Here is a 19,851-nt window from a genome sequence, read left to right as displayed (position 1 = left end):
TTGCGCGCCTTGTAGGGCAAGCGCGCGCGTGTGGAAAGGGTCAAGACGGCGCAGGTCGCGTCTTTCAAAGAAAAACGGAACCGGCATCACGGCCGGTTCCGATAAACCGCACAGCAGTCCTGCTGCAAATCGCGGACGTAAACCGCGAAGATTACGCCGATCCCTGGTCCTTTTTGACCTCGGCAGCAGCTGCGGCGCCAACAGCAGTCTTCTGTTCGGGCGTCAGATGCTCGACCTCTTCCAGCCCGGGAATTGCAACGCGCACCTCGCGGCGGGCAAAGTCAATGCCGTTGGCCTTGAACTCGGCCTTGACCTTGTTAAAGATCTCCTTGCGCAAGGTGAACTGCTTGCCGGGCTTTGCCATGAATTTACCGCGAATGATCATGCCGACATCGTCGAAGTCGAACACGCCCTGCGATTTGAACGGTTGCAGGAAGCCTTCTTTGTGGGTTTCGTCCTCCATCATCTCGGCCCCGATCTTCTTGAAGATTTTCTTGACCTTGTTCGGGTCGGTATCGAAGGGCACGGTGAATTTCAGCTTCATGATCACCCAGTCACGGCTGTAATTCGTAAGCTTCTGGATTTCACCATAAGGGATTGTGTGCACAGGCCCCCTGTGATGGCGCAGTTGCATTGAACGGATCGAGATTTTTTCGACCGTTCCTGTGGTTCCGCCCACATCGACATATTCGCCGACGCGGAAGGCATCATCGATCAGGAAGAAAACACCACCGACGATATCCGCCACCAGTTTCTGAGCACCAAAGCCGATGGCCAGACCCAGAACACCGGCACCGGCCAGAAGCGGTGTGATGTTGATACCCAGCGCACCCAGGGCCAGCAGACCGAAGATAACCGAGATGGTGATCTGGGCCGTAATCCGCATCAGCGGCAGAACCGTCGCCAGACGAGAGCCCCCGGCACCGCCGCCTTCACCGCTTGCTTCCTCGTCGACCGCTTCAGCCGCGGTCTGCTCTTTGGCCAGCCTGCGGTTGATCCATAGTGAAACAACCTCGTTCAGGATGTAGCCGACCGCAATGATCAGAAGGAATTCAATGACAGCGCCGCCAACTTCGGCACTGACACCGGCCGAGGCGACATTGCGCAGGTCAAGATGCCACGTGCGGGCGATCATGAAAACCACGACCAAACCCGCAATAACCCGCCCAATCCGGATATAGCTGCGCTTGGCCGCGCGATGAGCGCGTTCGGCCAGCGGGCCTTCGCCTGACATTGGCGGCTGCAAGTGGCGCACCAGCCCGCGGATCAACGTGTCGAGAGCAGGGGCAATCAGCAACCAGAACATGGTTGTGAAATGCGCACCACCTCCAAGCAATCTGAGCGTCGACGGATCGCGTTGCGCGACCAGGAATTCGACCAGCAGCCAGATTGTCACCGAAACGCCAATGGCGAAGTAGGGATAATAATGCGCAACTTCTTCATCGAATTTCGTGTGATCCGGATCTGTTCCCAGCATCATCTGAGACAACCCTTCGCGCGCGGTCCATGCGATGATAGCGATATAGACATGGGTTGCCGCGTTCAGCCAGAAGCCGATGCGTGTATCGTCACCTGTCACGCCATTAAGAGCGTTAAAGCGCACAACAAACAGTGTGAACCCAATCAGGATCAACAGCCCGATCAGATTGCGATGCAGATATTTTGCCCAATGGTCGTCAATACTCACCAACCGATATTTGGGCTTCTCCGGTGCCAGAACAAAACGTGAGGCCGCAGCCCCCAGGCGCGGAATCCAGATCAGATAGAACACAAACGGAGCGGCATAAGTGATCTGTTCGGGTGTCAGAAGCCCGCGACCAATCGCGCGAATGACAACATAGAACACGATCAGCCCGGCAATTTCGCGGCAGAACCTGCGGAACAGGTAACTGACAGCTCCCTTGAGATCAGCCTCCTCCCCAACTTCGGTCGCTTCATGCCAGCGACGGGTCAGGAAAATGAACAGTTTCTCGGCTATGAAACCCGCAATCAACACAGAAAGAATAAGCCCAAACAGGGTAAGGACGCCGGACGTTCCAAACGTGTCGCTGAAATTGCCAAACGCAGTTATCTGTGCCGTGACAATATTGGGAAGCGTGGTCAGAACATGTGTCCAGGACGAGACCATCTCGGCCCATATCTCGCTGATTTCGGTCAGCGGGTCTTCCACGTTCGCCTTCTCGGCAGCCTGCTTTTCGGCGACTGCATCAAGGCGCTCTAACAGAATGGCGCGCACCTGGTCATCTGACATGCGGGCAACCAGACCATCGACCTGCTCAGGTGTTAGATCGTCCGGAATGGTCACTGAAGAAGTTGAGCCGGTATCTTGCGCATAAAGCGGAACCGCCAAAAATAAAGTGCAGACAATCGCCAACATAAGGCGGAATGGGTGGAACATGGATTTTCCCTCGAACACGAAATTATCTCGTTTTTTTGGGATCATATGCCAATGCGTGTATTTTTCCCAGAGCTTTCGCTGACTTGATACAACACCTTGAGCAAAAAAAAAGGCCGAGCAATAAGCTCGGCCATAGTCCAACAGGGAGGTATGAAGATGATGAGCGTTTCAGCATCACCGTCTTCGAGTGCTCATTTAGGGGTCAGTTTGTGAACGTTCAAGGAAATTAACCCTGAAATGACCTCATGCCCGCTATGCTTTGTGTGCATAGCTATAATTTCCCCATCTTTTTCAGCTGTTTGCGCTGTGCGATAATCTCGTCCTGCACAAAGTCACGGAACGCCCCGACACGTTTTGAATGTCGAAGTTCTTCGGGATAGGCCAGATACACCGGCACGTCAGCGGTTTCGATATCCGACAGAACCGGCACAAGATGCGGGAAATCCTGTGTGACGTAATCTGGTAGAACCCCAATCCCGAGATTGTGCAACACACCCTGAAGAACGCCAAAGTAGTTGTTCACCGTCAACAGCGAAGCAGGATTGTAGGTCATAAGATGGCGTACCATGGCCGCACTGGCACCTACTTGGGGTGCCGCGGGTGTCTGACAGATCAGCCGGTGATTTTGGATATCCTCCAGTGATTTCAGCATTCCACCATGGGCTTCGATATAGTTTTGCGTAGCGTAAAGCGCCATCTGAACCGTCATCAGGCGTTTGCGCACCAGATCTGCCTGGCTGGGTTCCTTCATGCGAATGGCGACATCCGCTTCTCGCATGGGGAGGTCCAGAACACGTTCTTCCAGCATCAGGTCGATGTTGAGATCAGGGAATTGTTCATAAAGCTTGGGCAGGCGCGGGGCGAGCCAAAGCGTGCCAAATCCAAAGGTCGTCGTGACCCGAAGAACGCCAAAAACCTCTTCCTCGCTGTCGCGAATGCGCGCGGCTGCTGCGTCCAGCCGTTTTGACATGGCGGATGTGGCGTCGAACAACAGTTCACCCTGCTCGGTGAGAATCAACCCCCGGGCGTGACGGTGAAAAAGGGTGGCATCCAATGACTCTTCCAGCGCGCGGATCTGTCTGCTCACGGCGGATTGAGACAAATTGAGCTTGTCCCCGGCATGTGTGAGGCTGCCCGCATCGGCCACCGCGTGAAATATTCTAAGCTTGTCCCAATCCATCGCCGCAACTTTCGTTATCTTTTCGAACGCCTATATGAAACAGGTAACAAGTTCTACAATCAAAGGCCGAAATCGTTACGGTTCAGTGCATAAAACCTATACAGGTCAGAAATTATGACCTAAAATGCGCTGAGTACATGCACACTGATCTGGCGAGGGGAGACGTCTGATGAGTCAGCCACAGATTACGTTAAACGACCGGTTCGATCTTGAGAAAAGCCCCGTTCTTCTGAACGGAACACAGGCGCTTGTCCGGTTGATGCTGATGCAAAAGGCCAGAGACCGGCAGGCGGGACTGAACACTGCGGGGCTGGTGACTGGATATCGTGGCTCGCCACTGGGCGCTGTTGATCAGCAGATGATGCGGGCGCAAAAGCCGTTGTCCGAAAGCGATGTTACGTTTCAGTTTGGATTGAACGAAGATCTGGCGGCAACAGCGCTGTGGGGCAGCCAACAGGCCGGCTTGCGCGGCGACGGTAAGTTCGATGGGGTTTTCGGTCTTTGGTACGGCAAGGGGCCGGGCGTAGATCGGTCCGGTGACGTCATGCGCCACGCGAATATGGCCGGTACCGCCAAGCATGGCGGTGTGCTTATGGCGATGGGTGATGACCATACTGGCGAAAGCTCGACCGTGTTGCATCAGTCCGAATGGTCACTGGTGGATATGTATATGCCTGTCGTCAGCCCGGCGGGCGTGCAGGAAATCCTCGACTACGGAATTTACGGCTATGCCCTCAGCCGTTTTGCCGGGGTTTGGGTTGGGCTAAAGACCATGAAGGACACAATCGAGGTTACTTCGGTTGTGGATGGTCGCCCCGACCGAATGCAGGTTGTCGTACCTGATTTCGATATGCCGGAAGGCGGTTTGAATATCCGCCTTGGGGACACGCCGCACCTGCAAGAAACGCGCGTCATCGATTACAAGAGGTTTGCAGCCGAGACGTTTTCACATGCCAACAAGCTGGACAAGCGGATATGGGGCAAACCGGGTGCAAAGATCGGGTTTGTTGCGGCCGGTAAGAACTGGCTGGACCTGACCCATGCGCTCTCGCTTTTGAACATCGACGAGTCCGAAGCCGAGCGGCTGGGGATCACGACCTACAAGGTGGGACAAACCTTCCCGCTGGACATGGTCGGGTTCCACGACTGGGCCGAAGGACTGGACCTGATCGTGATCGTCGAGGAAAAGCGCAAGCTGATCGAAGTTCAGGTCAAAGAAGCTATCTTTGACGACCGTCGCGGCCGCCGGGTTTATGGGTGGTACAAGGGCGGCGCCGGTACGTTGCATCGCGATGAACTGTTCCCGACCCGCGGCGCGCTGGACCCGATCATGATTGCCGAAAAGCTGGGTGAGATCCTGATCGAAGAAGGGCGCGAAACCGATGGTATTCGTGCGGGTCTGGCCTCATTATCCGAAGCACGCCGGGCTGACAACGCACAGGAAATTGCAACGCGGCTTCCGTATTTCTGCTCGGGCTGCCCGCATAACAGTTCGACCAAAGTCCCCGATGGCAGCCGTGCCTATGCAGGGATCGGTTGTCATTACATGGTTCAGTGGATGGACCGGAACACCACCGGCTTTACCCAGATGGGCGGTGAAGGCGCGAACTGGATCGGTGAGGCACCGTTTTCGACCACCAAACACGTGTTCCAGAACCTTGGCGATGGCACCTATAACCACTCGGGCGTTCAGGCGATCCGCGCGGCGTTGTCAGCGGGCACGAACATCACCTTCAAGATCCTGTTCAACGATGCCGTCGCCATGACGGGCGGGCAGGAGAATGAAGGCGATCTGACCGCAGAACGGATCGTTGCCGAGGTCAAGGCCATGGGTGTCCGTGAGGTTGCTCTGGTCTATGACGAAAAGGAAGACGTGAACTTCAAGGCTCTGCCGTCGAATGTTCAGACGTTCGAGCGTGCGGAACTGATGCAGGTGCAGGAGAAATTCCGCGAGATCGAGGGTGTTTCGGTCATCGTTTATGTTCAGACCTGTGCGGCCGAAAAACGCCGTCGCCGCAAACGCGGCACGTTCCCGGACCCGGACAAGCGTGTGTTTATCAATACCGATGTGTGCGAAGGCTGCGGCGATTGCGGGGTGCAGTCGAACTGTGTGTCGATTGTGCCCAAGGAAACAGAACTTGGGCGTAAGCGCGCCATCGATCAGTCAAGCTGCAACAAGGACTATTCCTGCCTGAACGGCTTTTGCCCATCCTTTGTCACGCTTGAGGGGGCGAAGATCCGTAAAGAGGCAACGACCGAAATCGACTTGCCGGACCTGCCGATGCCGGTGTTGCCCAAGATCAGCGGCACCCATAACGTGGTGATCACGGGTGTCGGGGGAACCGGTGTTGTCACGCTGGGCGCGATTCTTGCGCAGGCTGCCCAGATTGACGGCAAAGGCGCGGGCATGATGGAAATGGCGGGCTTGGCGCAGAAGGGCGGCGCGGTTCACATCCATTGCCGTCTGGCCAACGCACCCGAAGACATCAGCGCCATCCGTGTCGCAACCGGCGAAGCCCATGCGCTGATCGGCGGTGATCTGGTGGTGTCCGCTGGAGCCAAAACTTTGGGCCTGACGCGCACAGGCCGTACAGGCGCCGTTGTGAACAGCCATGAGACGGTAACAGGCGACTTTACGCGCAATACCGAGTTCCGCATTCCTGCCGATCAGCTGGAACTGGCCCTCCAGGCACGGTTAAAAGAAGGTGTCTCGCTGTTTGACGCGACCGAGTTGGCACGCGCCGTGATGGGCGACTCGATCTATTCCAACATGATGATCTTTGGCGCGGCGTGGCAGCGGGGGTTGTTGCCCGTCAGCCATCAGGCGATCTTTGATGCCATCGAATTGAACGGAACTACGATTGAACGGAACAAGCGTGCGTTCGATATCGGGCGTTGGGCCGTTCTGCATCCCGCTGAAGTGCAATCCATTCTGTCCCCGACCGTGACCGAGATGCCCAGATCGCTGGATCAGAAGATCGAATTCCGCGCAAGCCATCTGACCGATTACCAAAGTGCGCGGCTGGCCAAACGGTATCGCAAGCTGGTCGACAGTGTTGAGGATGCGGATATCCGCGAGGCGGTGGCAAAAGGCTATCACAAGCTTTTGTCCTACAAGGATGAATACGAAGTCGCGCGCCTTCTTCTGACAAGCCGTGACAAAGCGGCTGCCGAGTTCGATGGCGATTTCAAGATGACGTTCCATCTGGCCCCGCCCTTTTTGGGGGGATCGGGCAGCAACGGCAGACCCCGCAAACGTGCGTTTGGCGAAGCCATCCTTGGCCCACTGAAGCTTTTGACCCGGTTGAAGGCACTGCGCGGTACGCCACTGGATATCTTCGGCTATTCGTCGGAACGCAGGATGGAACGTGCGTTGATCCGTCAATATGAAAAGGACATGCGCGAGGTTCTGCCGCTTGTATCGCAGACAACACGCGATGCGATTGCTGCCCTGGCTCGTTTGCCGCTGGATATCCGTGGGTTTGGCCCCGTATTGCGCGAGAACGAGGCCAAAGCAGCCAAACGGCGCGAGGAGTTGCTGGCCGTCATTCGCGGCGGAGGGACAGGGTTGCAGGCTGCGGCGGAATAAAACGTCACAAGCGTGTCACGATAGCTAGGCAAAATCGTTACTTGCACTTATTTTGCAGGCAGCAAACCGGAGACCCATATGCCTTCCCGTCGTCATGCCGTTCGCGACATTTCCTATGCGCATTCCGCCGAAACCAAAGGTGGGCGGATGGTCATCAAGCTGATGGAGAACACGACGGGCCGTATGCGCCTGATCAAACGCGCGGACGGGTACGAGAAAGACGTTGCCAATGGGCGCGACTTTTGGGCTGTGATGGTCGAACGCTATGGGCTTACACTGGACGTGGCGGGGGGATCGCTTTCGAATATCCCGAAAGACGGTCCTCTGATCCTGATTGCCAATCATCCCTACGGAATTCTGGATGGCCTGATGATGGGACATATCCTGTCCGAGACGCGGGGTGATTTCCGCATTCTGGCCCATCGGGTGTTTCGCAAGGCCGAAGACCTGAATCGCATCATTCTGCCAATTTCGTTTGATGAAACGAAAGAGGCGATGCAGCTGAACCTTGAGACCCGCAAAACCGCACTCACATATCTGGGCGAAGGCGGGGCGATCGGCATTTTTCCCGGCGGCACGGTCAGCACCGGGGTTAAGCCGTTTTCCCACCCCATGGATCCGGGTTGGCGCGGGTTTACCGCGCGGATGGTGGCGAAATCTAATGCCACAGTTGTTCCGGTTTTCTTTGATGGCCACACCTCTCGTCTGTTTCAGATCGCCAGCCATCTGCACAGTACTTTGCGGATGGGCCTGCTGATCAAAGAGTTCAAGAAACGCGTTGATACACCGGTGAAGGTCGTAGTCGGAGAGCCGATCAGGCGCGACATTCTGGACCCGCTCAGCAAGGATACGCGCAAGATGATGGATTTCCTGCGCAAAGCCACGTATGAGCTGTCTCCAACGCCGTTGAAGTCTTATGATTACGGCTATGAGTTTGAGGAACGGCATCGCGCCTGAGTGATCTAATGGCAGTAGGTATCTTTGATTCCGGTTTGGGCGGTCTGACCGTCCTGAGTGCCGCACAGCAACGTCTGCCGGACGTTGATTTCCTGTATTTTGCAGACAGTGCACACGCGCCATACGGTGTGCGTGATGCCGAGGATATCTATCAGCTGACCCGCAAGGCGGTTCAAGATCTGTGGTCGCGTGGCTGCAATCTGGTGATTCTGGCCTGCAACACGGCCAGCGCCGCAGCGTTGCGGCGGATGCAGGAAGAAGGCGTGCCCAGCGGCAAACGCGTTCTTGGCGTTTTTGTCCCGTTGATCGAAGCACTGACCGAACGGCAATGGGGCGACAATTCTCCGCCGCGCGAAGTGGCCGTCAAACATGTGGCGTTGTTTGCAACGCCTGCCACCGTGTCCAGCAGGGCCTTTCAGCGGGAACTGGCATTTCGGGCCATCGGAGTAGATGTCGAGGCACAGGCATGTGGCGGCGTTGTGGATGCCATAGAAGACGGTGACATGATCCTGGCCGAAGCCTTGGTGCGCAGCCATGTGGATGCGCTGAAACGCAAAATGCCAGAACCTCAGGCTGCTATTCTGGGCTGCACGCATTACCCGTTGATGGCCGAAGCATTCCAGGCGGCGTTGGGTGACGATGTGCAGGTTTACAGCCAGGGTGCGCTTGTTGCTGACAGTCTGGCAGATTACCTGCAACGTCACCCCAACATGTTGGGCGAGGGCCCGAGTGGTTTTCTGACAACTGGCAAACCCAATGTAGTCAGCGACCGGGCGACGCAGTTCCTCCGACGACAAATCACGTTCCAGGCTGCCTGACTTAGGTCAAGGACGCAGCCACTTTGCTTCCCTTATTTCAAGGCCGTCACATCGGCGGTCGAAACATGTGACACTCAAGTGAAAGAGGTCTGACATGACCCATAAAATCGCAATTTTGGGCGCTTCGGGCTATACCGGCGCTGAACTGGTGCGGCTGATCGCCGAGCACCCGAACATGGATATCGTCGCGCTGGCCGCCGAACGTAAGGCTGGCATGACCATGGCGCAGGTTTTCCCGCATCTGCGCCACATGGATCTGCCTGATCTGTGCAAAATCTCCGAGATCGACTTTTCGCAGGTTGACCTGTGTTTTTGCGCTTTGCCGCACAAAACCAGTCAGGAAGTGATCCGGGACTTGCCGAAAGATCTGAAAATCATTGACCTGTCTGCCGACTTCCGGCTGGCCGACCCCGACGAGTACGAAAAATGGTACGGCAATCCGCATACCGCGCTAAAACAGCAGGAAGAGGCGATCTATGGTCTGACCGAGTTCTACCGCGAAGACATCAAGGGGGCACGGCTTGTTGCGGGCACCGGGTGCAATGCGGCGACCGGGCAATATGTTCTGCGGCCGCTGATATCTGCCGGGGTCATTGATCTGGACGATATCGTTCTGGACCTGAAATGCGCTGTGTCAGGGGCAGGGCGGTCATTGAAGGAAAACCTGCTGCACGCTGAACTGAGCGAAGGCAGCAACGCCTATTCCGTTGGAGGGACGCACAGACATCTTGGCGAGTTTGATCAGGAGTTTTCGAAACTTGCCAGTCGGGCTGTGCATGTGCAGTTCACGCCCCACCTTATCCCTGCAAACAGGGGTATTCTGGCCACAACCTATGTGAAGGGCGACCCGCACAGCATCTACGAAACGCTTGCCAAAGCCTACGCGGACGAGCCGTTCATCCAGATGCTGCCGATGGGTGAGACTCCTTCAACCCACCATGTGCGGGGGTCGAATTTCTGTCATATCGGTGTTGTGGCGGATAGGATTGAGCGGCGCGCAATTGTGATTGCGGCGCTGGATAACCTGACAAAAGGTAGCAGTGGGCAAGCCTTGCAGAACGCGAACCTGATGTTAGGTGAAGATGAAACTCTGGGCCTGATGATGGCCCCGCTTTTCCCGTGAGGATGGTATGAAAACGCTCAAGAAACGTCGGCGCGTACAAGTCATTCTGGTGGCAGTTGTTGCCTTGGTGGCGGCAACAGCGTTGATTGGCTGGGCATTGCAGGACGGGATCAACTTTTTCCGCTCACCCAGTGAGGTGATTGCTGAGCCGCCGAAACCAACCGAGGTGTTCCGGATTGGCGGCTTGGTCGAAGAAGGTTCGATCATTCGCGGACAGGGCGAAACCATTCGTTTTGTTGTAACGGATGGCGGCGAAAGCGTTCCGGTCTCATTCACAGGTGTTCTGCCTGACCTTTTCTCGGAAAATCAGGGAATGATCGGCACAGGCAGTTACGTGAACGGCGTCTTTGAAGCGACTGAAATTCTTGCCAAACATGATGAAACCTACATGCCGAAAGAGGTCATGGACGCTCTGAAAGAGCAAGGTGTCTATAAAGGCGCGGAAGAAAGCTGATAAACTCTCTGAACCTGCTTCGGAGCGTTGCGTGCATGGTGCATGCAGCGCTCCGTTTCGTTTTGAATCGTTAATGTCTGTCGGAAACGGTGTGGCCACCTAACGTTACGAGGGTGGTATGCAGACGGTACGCCAAATTGCCAAAGAGATTGTGGCCCGTGAAGGGGGCTTTGTTTATGACCCCGACGATCCGGGCGGAGCAACCAAGTTCGGGGTCACGATTCACACCCTGCGCAGGCTGGGCTTGGATCTGACCGGCGACGGCCGGATTGACGAGGCGGATGTGCGCGCTTTGTCCCCTCGGCAAGCGGTCGACATCTTTGTGCAGCATTATTTCGACAAGCCGCGCATTGGTGAGCTGCCCGAAACCCTGCATGCCTCTGTTTTCGACATGTATGTGAATGCCGGTGCGCAGGCGGTGAAGATTCTTCAGCGGCTGCTAAAGGAAATGGGGTTTAACGTCACTGCCGATGGCATAATCGGCCCGCAAACCGTGGCGGCCTGCGAAAGCGCGGCGCAGCCAGAGCCCGGCGTCTTGCGCGACGCTTACGGGATTGCGCGGCGAAATTACTATTTTCGCCTTGCTGATCGGCGGGCTGCATCCAGAAAATACGCGCGCAGCCGTTCAGGCGGCAAAGGTGGCTGGATAATACGGGCCGAAGAGTTTCTTTCGCCGCGTTATCACCTTTCGGACAGCGACTTTAACAAAAGGATCGCGGCATGGGGCTGATTTCAGGTGTGCTGGCGCTGCTGTTTGGAAACGGCCGCAACGTCTTGCAGGAAACCGCAGAACTCTATCGTGAAAACACGGAAGCAAGCGCAGTACGGGCTAAAGAGGTTCAAACTCAGGCCATGTTACAGTTTGGTTCCGAATTTCAGGCGCCTCAGAAGGGTCTGTTTGACCGTGTCATGGACGGCGTGAACAGGTTGCCGCGCCCGGCGCTGGCATTGGGAACGCTTGGCTTGTTCGTTGCCGCCATGGTCGACCCAATATGGTTTGCCGCACGGATGCAGGGCATAGCCTTGGTACCAGAGCCGCTCTGGTGGTTGCTGGGCGTGATCGTGTCGTTTTACTTTGGCGCGCGTCACCAGAGTAAAATTCAGGATTTTCAGCGGGATATCCGCTCAACCATGACGCAACTGCCAACGGTCATGAGCAATATAGAGGCCTTGCGCACCATGCAGAGCGACAGCCCCGGTGCTGCCGATCCCGGTCCGGATGCTGTACTGACCCGCGATGTCGTACTTCCCGAAGAAAACCAGGCTCTGAACGATTGGCGAAAGCTTCGCGGTATCTGACCCGCGACACTTTGTGCGTGCAGAACAAGCTAAAGGTCATGGCCCCCGGTTCCGCACCGGCGTATATTCCGGGGCATGATTACAGAACTTGGCCACTTCACCCTGATCCTCGCCTTCTTTGTCTCCATTGTGCAAAGCGTTGTTCCACTTATCGGCGCCTCAAAACGCTGGACCGGCTGGATGGCCTTTGCAGAGCCCGCCGCGATCGTCCAGTTCCTGCTGACGGCGTTTGCATTTGGTGCTTTGATCTGGGCGTTTGTAACGTCTGACTTCTCCCTCAGGATTGTGGTCGAGAACAGCCACACGGCAAAGCCGATGCTGTACAAGATCAGCGGAACATGGGGCAACCACGAAGGATCCATGCTGCTGTGGGTGCTGATCGTCACCCTGTTTGGAGCGATGGCGGCTTTCTTTGGTGGCGGCTTGCCACCGACACTCAAGGCCCGTGTTCTGGCCGTTCAGTCGGCCATTGCCGTGGCGTTTTTCGGTTTCATCCTGTTCACGTCGAACCCGTTTGACAGGCTTGCCATCGCTCCGTTTGACGGGCGTGACCTGAACCCACTGCTGCAAGATCCTGGGCTGGCCTTCCACCCGCCGTTTTTGTACCTCGGCTATGTCGGGCTGAGCATGGCATTCAGCTTTGCGATTGCTGCCCTAATCGAAGGGCGTATCGATGCAGCATGGGGCCGGTGGGTGCGCCCCTGGACGCTGGCGGCATGGGTTTTCCTGACTATCGGAATCGCGTTGGGATCCTGGTGGGCTTATTACGAACTGGGCTGGGGCGGTTTCTGGTTCTGGGACCCGGTGGAAAACGCATCCTTCATGCCCTGGCTGCTAGCGGCGGCGCTGTTGCACTCGGCAATTGTCGTGGAAAAGCGCGAAGCGTTGAAAAGCTGGACCATTCTGCTGGCAATTATTGCGTTTGGATTTTCCCTGATCGGCACGTTTATCGTGCGTTCAGGTCTGCTGACCTCGGTACATGCTTTTGCCAATGATCCTGAACGCGGTGTGTTCATCCTGATCATTCTGGTCTTCTTCATCGGTGGCGCGCTTACCTTGTTTGCCGCGCGGGCGCAGGCGATGGAGGCCAAGGGCGTTTTTGGCATGGTCAGCCGCGAAAGCGCGCTGATCGTGAACAATGTCCTTCTTGCGGTCAGTTGTTTCGTTGTCTTTGTCGGGACGATGTGGCCGATGGTGGCCGAGATGATGTTCGACCGCAAACTCTCGGTCGGGGCGCCGTTTTTCAACGCGGCCTTTTCACCGTTCATGGTTTTGCTGGGTCTGATCCTGCCGATCGGGGCCATGCTGCCGTGGAAACGCGGTCGGTTGGGCAAAACGGCCTGGTCCCTGCGCTATGCCTTTGGTCTGGCGCTGGCGATTGCGTTGTTGGTTTGGGCAATGCAGACCGGTCGCAGCGCACTAGGGCCCGTAGGCCTGTTTCTGGGGGCATGGATCACTTTCGGTGCCGCCATTGATTTGTGGAGCCGGACAGGCCGCAATGGCAGCTTCAAACGTCTGATCCGACTTCCGGGCGCCGATTGGGGTAAGGCAGTTGCCCATACCGGCCTTGGCGTGACGATCTTTGCGATTGCCGGTCTGACCGCGTGGGAGGCAGAAGATATCCGTGTGGCGCAGCTGAACCAGCCGTTCGAAGTGGGTCAGTTTACACTGACGTTGCAGGACGTGCGACGGGTACAGGGGCCGAACTATTTTTCAACCACGGCTGATGTTTTGGTGGAAAAGGGCGGTCGCGCCATCGGAACGCTGCATCCCGAGAAACGGGATTATCCCGTCGCACGCATGCCGACGACCGAGGCCGCGATTGACTATCGTTTTCTTGGTGACCTTTACGTCGTCATCGGGGATCAGCAGGCAGACGGTGGCTGGGTCATGAGAACCTATATCAAACCGCTGGCGAACTGGATCTGGGGTGGATGTATCCTGATGGCGCTCGGCGGTGTCCTCAGCCTGAGCGACAGGCGCTTCCGCGTCGCCGCAGGCGCGCGTAAATCCCCCGCTGGCGGAGTACCCGCAGAATGAAGCGCCTTGTTCTGATCCTGCTGCTGCTTTCAGCACCCGTGTTCGCGGTACAACCTGATGAAGTTCTGGACGACCCGGTTCTGGAGCAGCGGGCGCGCGACCTGAGTGTTGGATTGCGGTGCCTGGTGTGTCGCAATGAAAGCATTGACGAAAGCAACGCCGATCTGGCGCGCGATCTGCGTCTGCTTTTGCGCGAACGTTTGGTTGCGGGTGACAGCGACGAAGAGGCCATCTCGTTTATCGTTGACCGCTACGGCGAATATGTCCTGCTCAAGCCCACCACCAGTGGTTCGAACCTGCTGTTGTGGCTTGCCGGGCCGATCATGCTGCTGATCGCTGCCGCAGTCGGGCTGAACTTTCTTCGCACACGCGCCAGGGCGCAGGTTTCAGGTGAAACCGAAGCTCTAAGTGCGGAAGAACAAGAACGCCTTCGCCAAATTCTTGAAGACTGACGTTTGGTTCTGCTTTTCCCAACCTGCCCGGACAAGTAAATGTGCTGAAACACGTGGCGCGAGGGAAAAAGTCTTCATGAATTACGAAACGGTTCTATTGGACATATCGGACGGTCTGGCGGTTCTGACCCTGAACAGACCGGACAAGATGAACGCGCTGACCACTCGGATGCGGGCAGAGATTACCCACGCGATGAAAGACGCTGCGGTTAAAGCGCGCTGTATCGTTATCACCGGGGCAGGTCCGGCGTTTTGTTCCGGGCAGGATCTGGGCGATGCATCATCGACCGGTAAGATCGATCTGGAACGATCATTGCGCGACGAATACGAGCCGATGCTGGAAACCATCCACAGCTGTCCGGTTCCGACGATCGCTGCTGTAAACGGACCTGCTGCGGGGGCAGGGGCCAACCTTGCGCTGTGTGCGGATGTGGTTATTGCAACGGAGAGTGCGTACTTCCTGCAGGCGTTTGCACGTATCGGCTTGCTGCCCGATGCCGGGGGCACCTGGTTCATGCCGCGCCAAATGGGCTTGGCCAAAGCGATGGGGGCCGCCTTGTTTGCTGACAAGATCAGCGCCCGGCAGGCCGAAGAATGGGGCATGATCTGGGAAGCTGTCCCCGATGATGCGTTTGCCGCACATTGGCACAAAAGGGCAGAATATCTGGCCAAAGGTCCAACCGCCGCCTATGGCGCGATCAAGCGTGCCATCCGCGAGACCTACGAAAACACATTGCAGCAGCAGCTTGCAACCGAGGCGCATCTTCAAGGTGAATGTGGCCGGTCGCGGGATTTTGCAGAAGGTGTGGTGGCGTTCATGGAAAAACGCCCTCCGAAATTCGAAGGGCGTTGATAAGCGTTAGGCGCGGCGACGGCGACGCGTGCGGCGTTCGGGGCCTGCGTTGTCCTCGGTTCCGTCCGAAGCCGACGAAAACGGCCCCAGTGCCTCGGTGATCTGATCCAGTGTCGGGCGCTCGCCGCGCGAAGTGGTATCCAGCGCTTCGCGCATTTTGCGCAGATGATCGGGCATGGTCCCGCAGCACCCGCCGATGATTGTTGCGCCCGAATCCCGTGCCATGGCAGCATACCGACCCATCAGTTCGGGTGTCCCGTCATAATGGATATGGCCATCCACGTATTTCGGAATGCCCGCATTGCCCTTTGAGATCAGCGGACGCTCGGTGCCTTGCGCTGCAAAACCCAGAACCGTGCGCAGGATATCCGACGCTCCGGTGCCACAATTGGCCCCAAAAGCGATCGGTGGGTTTGGCAAGGTTTCAACCAAAAGCGCAAGATCGGCCGAGGTGACACCCATCATCGTGCGCCCGGCCGTGTCAAAGCTCATCGTGCCGCACCAGGGCATGTCGGCCAGCGCAAAGGCCTCGGCTGCCGCGCGGAATTCCTCTGGCGCGCTGATGGTTTCCACCCAAAGAACGTCAACTCCGCCCGCTTTCAAAGCCTCGGCCTGTTCATGGAACATTTCAACCGCGTCGGAATGCGACAGGCTGCCGACTGGCTCCATAATCTCGCCGGTGGGTCCAACCGATCCGGCCACGACGATAGGGCGCCCGGCTTTGTCCGCGATTTCACGTCCAAGTTCTGCGCCGATACGGTTCAACTCGCCCACGCGGTTCTGCGCATCATGCAGTTTCAGACGCGCCGCAGTGCCTCCAAACGTGTTGGTCAGAAACAGGTCGCTGCCCGCATCGACCGACCCCTGATACAGCGCCCTGATCTTGTCCGGAGCATCCACGTTCCACAGCTCAGGCGCGTCACCTGATTGCAGACCCATGTTAAATAAGTTGGTCCCCGTTGCACCGTCCGCAAGAATGGCGTCTTTGGTGTCCAGAAGTTTGCTCAGCGCGTTTGTCATAGGGTTATTCCAGAAAAAGCGTATAAACGCTGCAAAAAAACAGAGACGCCCCGTGTCTCATGACCAGGGCGTCAAATCAATTTCATAAAACTCATGAAGATCATGAATTTTGCATTTCAGGCAATCAGTGCTCGCCTTCCACCATCACCTGTTCTTTGGCTTCAACCAGAAGCTCGGCCATTTTCGAACGGATCGTGGCTTCATCCGCAAGATCACCCAAGTAGGCTTTGACCGCCTCGACAACATCGTCTTCGCCGACATGCTGTAGGTCGGTATGAACCAGTTCCTGGCCGTATTTCCGTGCCTGTTCAACAGTTTCGCCCTTCAGCGCAGACGCCCAGACAGCCATAAAGCGGTTGCGGCGCATCCGAGCGATGAACTGCATCTTTTCGTCATGGGCGAATTTGCTTTCAAACGCGGCTTCACGTTCGTCGAATGTGGTCATTGGTTGGGGACCCCTTGGATTACCGTTTCTCACTGATGATATGACAATAGGACACTCTGGGTGCAAGGTATTTGCGCTGCGTCAAAGGCCCTCGGGGCAGCGAACTTGCGGGAACGCAGGGCTTGCACTATGAGGACGCCAACGTGAAGGGACTCATTCCCTTTCGCCAGTCTGGAAAGGTCGCTTATGGCGCGTCGCAAGAAAATCTACGAAGGCAAGGCCAAAATTCTGTATGAAGGCCCCGAACCGGGCACCATCGTACAGTATTTCAAGGATGACGCCACCGCGTTCAATGCCGAGAAGAAAGACGTGATTGACGGCAAAGGCGTGCTGAACAACCGTTTGTCCGAGTTCTTCATGACCGGGCTGACCCAGATTGGTATTCCGAACCACTTCATCCGGCGCCTGAATATGCGCGAACAGCTGGTGCGCAACTGCGAGATCATTCCACTGGAAGTGATCGTGCGCAATTACGCGGCCGGTTCGATGTCGAAACGTCTTGGCATCGCAGAAGGGACGCAATTGCCACGTCCGATCGTTGAATATTGCTTCAAGGATGATGCTTTGGGCGATCCTCTTGTCACCGAGGAACATATTGCCGCGTTTGGCTGGGCCAGCCAGCAGGACATGGACGACATCCTCAGCCTCGCGCTGCGCGTGAACGATTTCCTGAGCGGCGTGATGCTGGCGGTGGGTATTCGTCTGGTTGACTTCAAGATCGAAATCGGGCGCGTGTTTGAAGGCGACTATCAGCGGCTGGTCGTTGCGGATGAAATCAGCCCGGACAGCTGCCGCCTGTGGGATATCAAGACCGGTCAGAAACTGGACAAGGATGTATTCCGCCGCGATCTGGGCAGTCTGACAGATGCCTATTCCGAGGTCGCCCGAAGACTGGGTGTGCTGCCTGCCAGCAACGTCACCAAGCCGACGCTGATCAACTAAATACCACGCCTTAGAAACGCCGCCCCCTCAGGGCGGCGTTTTGTCTTTGCCAAGTTGTTGGTAGAGCAGGGTGTTTGTGTGTGGCCGGGCCGTTTGATCAGATGACCATTCCGAAGCTTCCAGCTGCCGTGCCGGCAAAACTACTCGGGTCCAACTGACGGCGCAGGATCGTCACCTACCTGCGGCAAACTGCGTTTGAAACAGGGTTGTCGAAACCCATCAGGCGCGCTATCCCCCGCGCAACGAAATGGGCCTTGTATGCGGCCCTCAGGTGGAGTTGCCAAAATGAAAGCACGGGTTCATGTGATGCTCAAGAACGGGGTGCTGGACCCGCAGGGCGAAGCAGTACGGCACGCATTGGGTGCAATGGGCTTTGATCAGGTCGAAGGCGTACGTCAGGGCAAAGTCATCGATCTTGAGCTTGCCGATGGCGCAACCGAGGCAGACGTGACCGAGATGTGCGAAAAGCTTTTGGCCAACACCGTCATCGAACGCTACGAGATCGAACTGGTCTGATTGATGCGGGCCGCGCGTCTGATCACCTATCGTCAACCGCTTGAGGTGTCGACGATCCCCGATCCGGTTCCCGCCGAAGACGGTGTTGTGGTGCGAGTGCTGGCCTGCGGTGTGTGCCGGTCCGACTGGCACGCGTGGTCGGGCTCAGACTCGGACGTTGTCCTGCCCATGACACCCGGTCACGAGTTTTGCGGCGAGGTGGTCTCGGTCGGTGCGCGCGTTAAACGGTGGCGTGTTGGGGACCGGGTGATTGCGCCCTTTATCCTTGCCTGTGGGCATTGCCCGGACTGCGCAAAGGGTCATCAGACAATCTGTCCGAACCAGGTCGTGCCCGGCTTTACCTGTGACGGGGCTTTTGCTGAATATGTTGCCGTGGCTCATGCCGATGCCAACCTGACATCCTTGCCCGACAGCATCGCGCCTGAAATCGCCGCCGCATTGGGGTGCCGCGTAACCACGGCGTGGCAGGCGCTTGTTGGCCGGGCGCAGGTGCAGGGTGGTGAGTGGATTGCTGTATTTGGCGGCGGCGGTGTCGGAATATCAACGCTTCTTCTTGGCAAGGCGCTCGGCACGCGTGTTATCGTAGTCGATGTCGCCGAGGACAAGCTGGCCTATGCCAAAACTCTGGGCGCCGACGCGGTGGTCAATGCCGCGACATGTGATGCCCCACAGGCGGTGAAAGACATCACCGGTGGCGGCGCCGATGTTGCGATCGAGGCGCTTGGCGTCGAAGCCACGACCGTTTCCGCCATGCGATCCCTGCGCAAAATGGGGCGCATGGTGCAAATCGGAATGCCCACGGGGGACCATGCACAGATGTCGTTGCCGATGGATGTGCTCTATTCTGGTCAGCTCTCCGTATTTGGCACCCGTGGGATGCCAAGCTGGCGCTATCCGTCGCTGTTGTCGCTGATCGCGGGTCAAGGGGTCGACCTGAGCCCGCTGGTGACCCGGAAAATAACCCTGAACCAGGTAAGCGCCGAGCTTGCCGCTTTTGACCATCCAACGCCTCCGGGTGTTGCGGTTGTCACAGATTTTGTCTCGTAGGAGGGCCCGCCATGCGTGCAGCCGTAATCGTTTTCCCCGGATCCAACTGTGACCGAGATCTTGCCGTCGCCTTTGAGCAGGCCGGTTTTCAGGTCGATATGGTCTGGCACAAAGACGCGGCTTTGCCCGAAGGTATTGATATCGTGGGTGTGCCGGGCGGGTTCTCTTATGGAGATTACCTGCGTTGCGGCGCAATCGCGGCCCAATCGCCGATTTGCAAGGCCGTCGTCGAACACACGCAGCGCGGCGGTTATGCCGTAGGCATTTGCAACGGTTTTCAGGTTCTGACCGAAACCGGCATTTTGCCGGGCGCGTTGCTGCGCAATGCTGGGCTGAAATACATCTGCAAGACCGTTGGCCTAAAGGTTGAGACCAGCGACTGCGCGTTTACCAGCGGCTACAACGCAGGCGATGTGATCGGTATTCCGATTGCGCACCACGATGGCAACTATTTTGCGGATGACGCGACGCTGGCCGCGCTGAAAGATCAGGACCGGATCGCTTTTACCTATGCCGAAAACCCGAACGGCTCGATCGGGGATATCGCCGGAATCCTGTCGGAAAACCGCCGCGTTCTTGGCATGATGCCGCACCCCGAACGCGCAGCTGATCAGGGTCATGGCGGCACAGACGGGGTGGCGTTGTTCCGCGCATTGTCAGGTGTGTTTGAAGCGGCGTGACTTGAGGTCTCGCCCGCCGGGGCGTAACCTTTTGCCAT

Annotated in this window: 18 protein-coding genes; 14 read left to right on the top strand and 4 right to left on the bottom strand. The window is 57.1% G+C overall.

What is annotated here, in order from left to right; all coding sequences use genetic code 11:
- Positions 1-151 precede the first annotated feature (151 nt).
- Both ACR0BF_RS11600 and ACR0BF_RS11595 read right to left on the bottom strand, forming a co-directional pair.
- Positions 152-2,398 carry a mechanosensitive ion channel family protein gene (locus ACR0BF_RS11600; protein ID WP_480624949.1) on the bottom strand — a complete coding sequence of 749 codons (2,247 nt, stop codon included), beginning with the start codon at positions 2,396-2,398 and terminating at the stop codon, positions 152-154.
- A gap of 271 nt (positions 2,399-2,669) precedes the next feature.
- Positions 2,670-3,578: a LysR family transcriptional regulator gene (locus ACR0BF_RS11595; RefSeq protein WP_480472587.1), complete on the bottom strand. Its 909-nt coding sequence runs from the start codon at positions 3,576-3,578 to the stop codon at positions 2,670-2,672.
- A gap of 169 nt (positions 3,579-3,747) precedes the next feature.
- Here ACR0BF_RS11595 and ACR0BF_RS11590 point away from each other — a divergent pair, with 169 nt between their 5' ends.
- The 10 genes from ACR0BF_RS11590 (at position 3,748) to ACR0BF_RS11545 (ending at position 15,163) form a co-directional block, all read left to right on the top strand.
- Positions 3,748-7,167 (top strand): indolepyruvate ferredoxin oxidoreductase family protein, encoded by a 3,420-nt coding sequence (locus tag ACR0BF_RS11590; protein ID WP_480624948.1) that lies wholly within the window; start codon positions 3,748-3,750, stop codon positions 7,165-7,167.
- A 78-nt stretch (positions 7,168-7,245) separates the two neighbouring features.
- On the top strand, positions 7,246-8,124 hold the full coding sequence (locus ACR0BF_RS11585) for a lysophospholipid acyltransferase family protein (protein ID WP_480472591.1): 879 nt from the start codon (positions 7,246-7,248) through the stop codon (positions 8,122-8,124).
- Positions 8,125-8,132: 8 nt separating this feature from the next.
- Complete coding sequence (locus ACR0BF_RS11580) at positions 8,133-8,942, top strand: glutamate racemase (RefSeq protein ID WP_480472593.1); 810 nt, start codon at positions 8,133-8,135, stop codon at positions 8,940-8,942.
- Between the two features lie 94 nt (positions 8,943-9,036).
- Positions 9,037-10,065 carry an N-acetyl-gamma-glutamyl-phosphate reductase gene (gene argC, locus ACR0BF_RS11575; protein ID WP_480624947.1) on the top strand — a complete coding sequence of 343 codons (1,029 nt, stop codon included), beginning with the start codon at positions 9,037-9,039 and terminating at the stop codon, positions 10,063-10,065.
- A 7-nt stretch (positions 10,066-10,072) separates the two neighbouring features.
- Positions 10,073-10,519 carry a cytochrome c maturation protein CcmE gene (ccmE, locus tag ACR0BF_RS11570; protein ID WP_209504023.1) on the top strand — a complete coding sequence of 149 codons (447 nt, stop codon included), beginning with the start codon at positions 10,073-10,075 and terminating at the stop codon, positions 10,517-10,519.
- Positions 10,520-10,637: 118 nt separating this feature from the next.
- Complete coding sequence (locus ACR0BF_RS11565) at positions 10,638-11,249, top strand: holin-associated N-acetylmuramidase (protein WP_480624946.1); 612 nt, start codon at positions 10,638-10,640, stop codon at positions 11,247-11,249.
- Positions 11,240-11,818, top strand: coding sequence for a holin family protein (locus ACR0BF_RS11560; protein WP_480624945.1), 579 nt, complete (start codon positions 11,240-11,242; stop codon positions 11,816-11,818). The genes ACR0BF_RS11565 and ACR0BF_RS11560 overlap by 10 nt, the downstream gene beginning before the upstream one ends.
- A 75-nt stretch (positions 11,819-11,893) precedes the next feature.
- Positions 11,894-13,858, top strand: a complete 1,965-nt coding sequence (locus tag ACR0BF_RS11555; protein WP_480624944.1) for a heme lyase CcmF/NrfE family subunit — start codon at positions 11,894-11,896, stop codon at positions 13,856-13,858.
- Positions 13,855-14,310: a cytochrome c-type biogenesis protein gene (locus ACR0BF_RS11550; RefSeq protein WP_480553427.1), complete on the top strand. Its 456-nt coding sequence runs from the start codon at positions 13,855-13,857 to the stop codon at positions 14,308-14,310. Before ACR0BF_RS11555 ends, ACR0BF_RS11550 begins: the two co-directional genes overlap by 4 nt.
- Positions 14,311-14,386: 76 nt before the next feature.
- Entirely contained in the window at positions 14,387-15,163 is a 777-nt protein-coding gene (locus ACR0BF_RS11545) for an enoyl-CoA hydratase-related protein (protein WP_480624943.1), read from the top strand.
- A 6-nt stretch (positions 15,164-15,169) separates the two neighbouring features.
- Here the strand turns inward: ACR0BF_RS11545 and bmt are convergent, their stop codons facing one another.
- Both bmt and ACR0BF_RS11535 read right to left on the bottom strand, forming a co-directional pair.
- Complete coding sequence (gene bmt / locus ACR0BF_RS11540; RefSeq protein WP_480624942.1) at positions 15,170-16,183, bottom strand: betaine--homocysteine S-methyltransferase; 1,014 nt, start codon at positions 16,181-16,183, stop codon at positions 15,170-15,172.
- A 124-nt stretch (positions 16,184-16,307) separates the two neighbouring features.
- A complete protein-coding gene (locus ACR0BF_RS11535) occupies positions 16,308-16,628 on the bottom strand; it encodes a DUF1476 domain-containing protein (RefSeq protein WP_480472609.1) in 321 nt (106 codons plus the stop codon).
- A gap of 186 nt (positions 16,629-16,814) precedes the next feature.
- Between ACR0BF_RS11535 and purC the strand changes: the two genes are divergently transcribed.
- The 4 genes from purC to purQ all read left to right on the top strand — a co-directional run bounded on the left by purC (position 16,815) and on the right by purQ (position 19,813).
- Positions 16,815-17,570, top strand: a complete 756-nt coding sequence (gene purC / locus ACR0BF_RS11530; RefSeq protein WP_209504015.1) for a phosphoribosylaminoimidazolesuccinocarboxamide synthase — start codon at positions 16,815-16,817, stop codon at positions 17,568-17,570.
- Between the two features lie 285 nt (positions 17,571-17,855).
- The gene (gene purS / locus ACR0BF_RS11525; protein WP_117872765.1) at positions 17,856-18,086 is read left to right on the top strand and encodes a phosphoribosylformylglycinamidine synthase subunit PurS; all 231 of its coding nucleotides are present in this window, start codon (positions 17,856-17,858) and stop codon (positions 18,084-18,086) included.
- Between the two features lie 3 nt (positions 18,087-18,089).
- Positions 18,090-19,133: a zinc-dependent alcohol dehydrogenase family protein gene (locus ACR0BF_RS11520; protein WP_480624941.1), complete on the top strand. Its 1,044-nt coding sequence runs from the start codon at positions 18,090-18,092 to the stop codon at positions 19,131-19,133.
- 11 nt (positions 19,134-19,144) lie between these two features.
- Positions 19,145-19,813, top strand: coding sequence for a phosphoribosylformylglycinamidine synthase subunit PurQ (purQ, locus tag ACR0BF_RS11515; protein ID WP_480472613.1), 669 nt, complete (start codon positions 19,145-19,147; stop codon positions 19,811-19,813).
- Positions 19,814-19,851: the final 38 nt, after the last annotated feature.

The organism is Ruegeria sp. AG7 (genome assembly GCF_056541545.1).
Note: the sequence above shows the minus strand (reverse complement) of the source record. Positions and strands in the feature narration are given on the sequence as shown.

Bases quoted from the DNA above. Each gene is read 5' to 3' on its own strand.
- ccmE (WP_209504023.1), top strand. From the start codon at position 10,073: ATGAAAACGCTCAAGAAACGTCGGCGCGTACAAGTCATTCTGGTGGCA.
- ACR0BF_RS11520 (WP_480624941.1), top strand. From the start codon at position 18,090: ATGCGGGCCGCGCGTCTGATCACCTATCGTCAACCGCTTGAGGTGTCG.
- purS (WP_117872765.1), top strand. From the start codon at position 17,856: ATGAAAGCACGGGTTCATGTGATGCTCAAGAACGGGGTGCTGGACCCG.
- ACR0BF_RS11550 (WP_480553427.1), top strand. From the start codon at position 13,855: ATGAAGCGCCTTGTTCTGATCCTGCTGCTGCTTTCAGCACCCGTGTTC.
- ACR0BF_RS11555 (WP_480624944.1), top strand. From the start codon at position 11,894: ATGATTACAGAACTTGGCCACTTCACCCTGATCCTCGCCTTCTTTGTC.
- ACR0BF_RS11560 (WP_480624945.1), top strand. From the start codon at position 11,240: ATGGGGCTGATTTCAGGTGTGCTGGCGCTGCTGTTTGGAAACGGCCGC.
- purC (WP_209504015.1), top strand. From the start codon at position 16,815: ATGGCGCGTCGCAAGAAAATCTACGAAGGCAAGGCCAAAATTCTGTAT.
- ACR0BF_RS11565 (WP_480624946.1), top strand. From the start codon at position 10,638: ATGCAGACGGTACGCCAAATTGCCAAAGAGATTGTGGCCCGTGAAGGG.
- ACR0BF_RS11590 (WP_480624948.1), top strand. From the start codon at position 3,748: ATGAGTCAGCCACAGATTACGTTAAACGACCGGTTCGATCTTGAGAAA.
- bmt (WP_480624942.1), bottom strand. From the start codon at position 16,183: ATGACAAACGCGCTGAGCAAACTTCTGGACACCAAAGACGCCATTCTT.
- ACR0BF_RS11585 (WP_480472591.1), top strand. From the start codon at position 7,246: ATGCCTTCCCGTCGTCATGCCGTTCGCGACATTTCCTATGCGCATTCC.
- ACR0BF_RS11535 (WP_480472609.1), bottom strand. From the start codon at position 16,628: ATGACCACATTCGACGAACGTGAAGCCGCGTTTGAAAGCAAATTCGCC.
- ACR0BF_RS11545 (WP_480624943.1), top strand. From the start codon at position 14,387: ATGAATTACGAAACGGTTCTATTGGACATATCGGACGGTCTGGCGGTT.
- argC (WP_480624947.1), top strand. From the start codon at position 9,037: ATGACCCATAAAATCGCAATTTTGGGCGCTTCGGGCTATACCGGCGCT.
- ACR0BF_RS11595 (WP_480472587.1), bottom strand. From the start codon at position 3,578: ATGGATTGGGACAAGCTTAGAATATTTCACGCGGTGGCCGATGCGGGC.
- purQ (WP_480472613.1), top strand. From the start codon at position 19,145: ATGCGTGCAGCCGTAATCGTTTTCCCCGGATCCAACTGTGACCGAGAT.
- ACR0BF_RS11600 (WP_480624949.1), bottom strand. From the start codon at position 2,398: ATGTTCCACCCATTCCGCCTTATGTTGGCGATTGTCTGCACTTTATTT.
- ACR0BF_RS11580 (WP_480472593.1), top strand. From the start codon at position 8,133: ATGGCAGTAGGTATCTTTGATTCCGGTTTGGGCGGTCTGACCGTCCTG.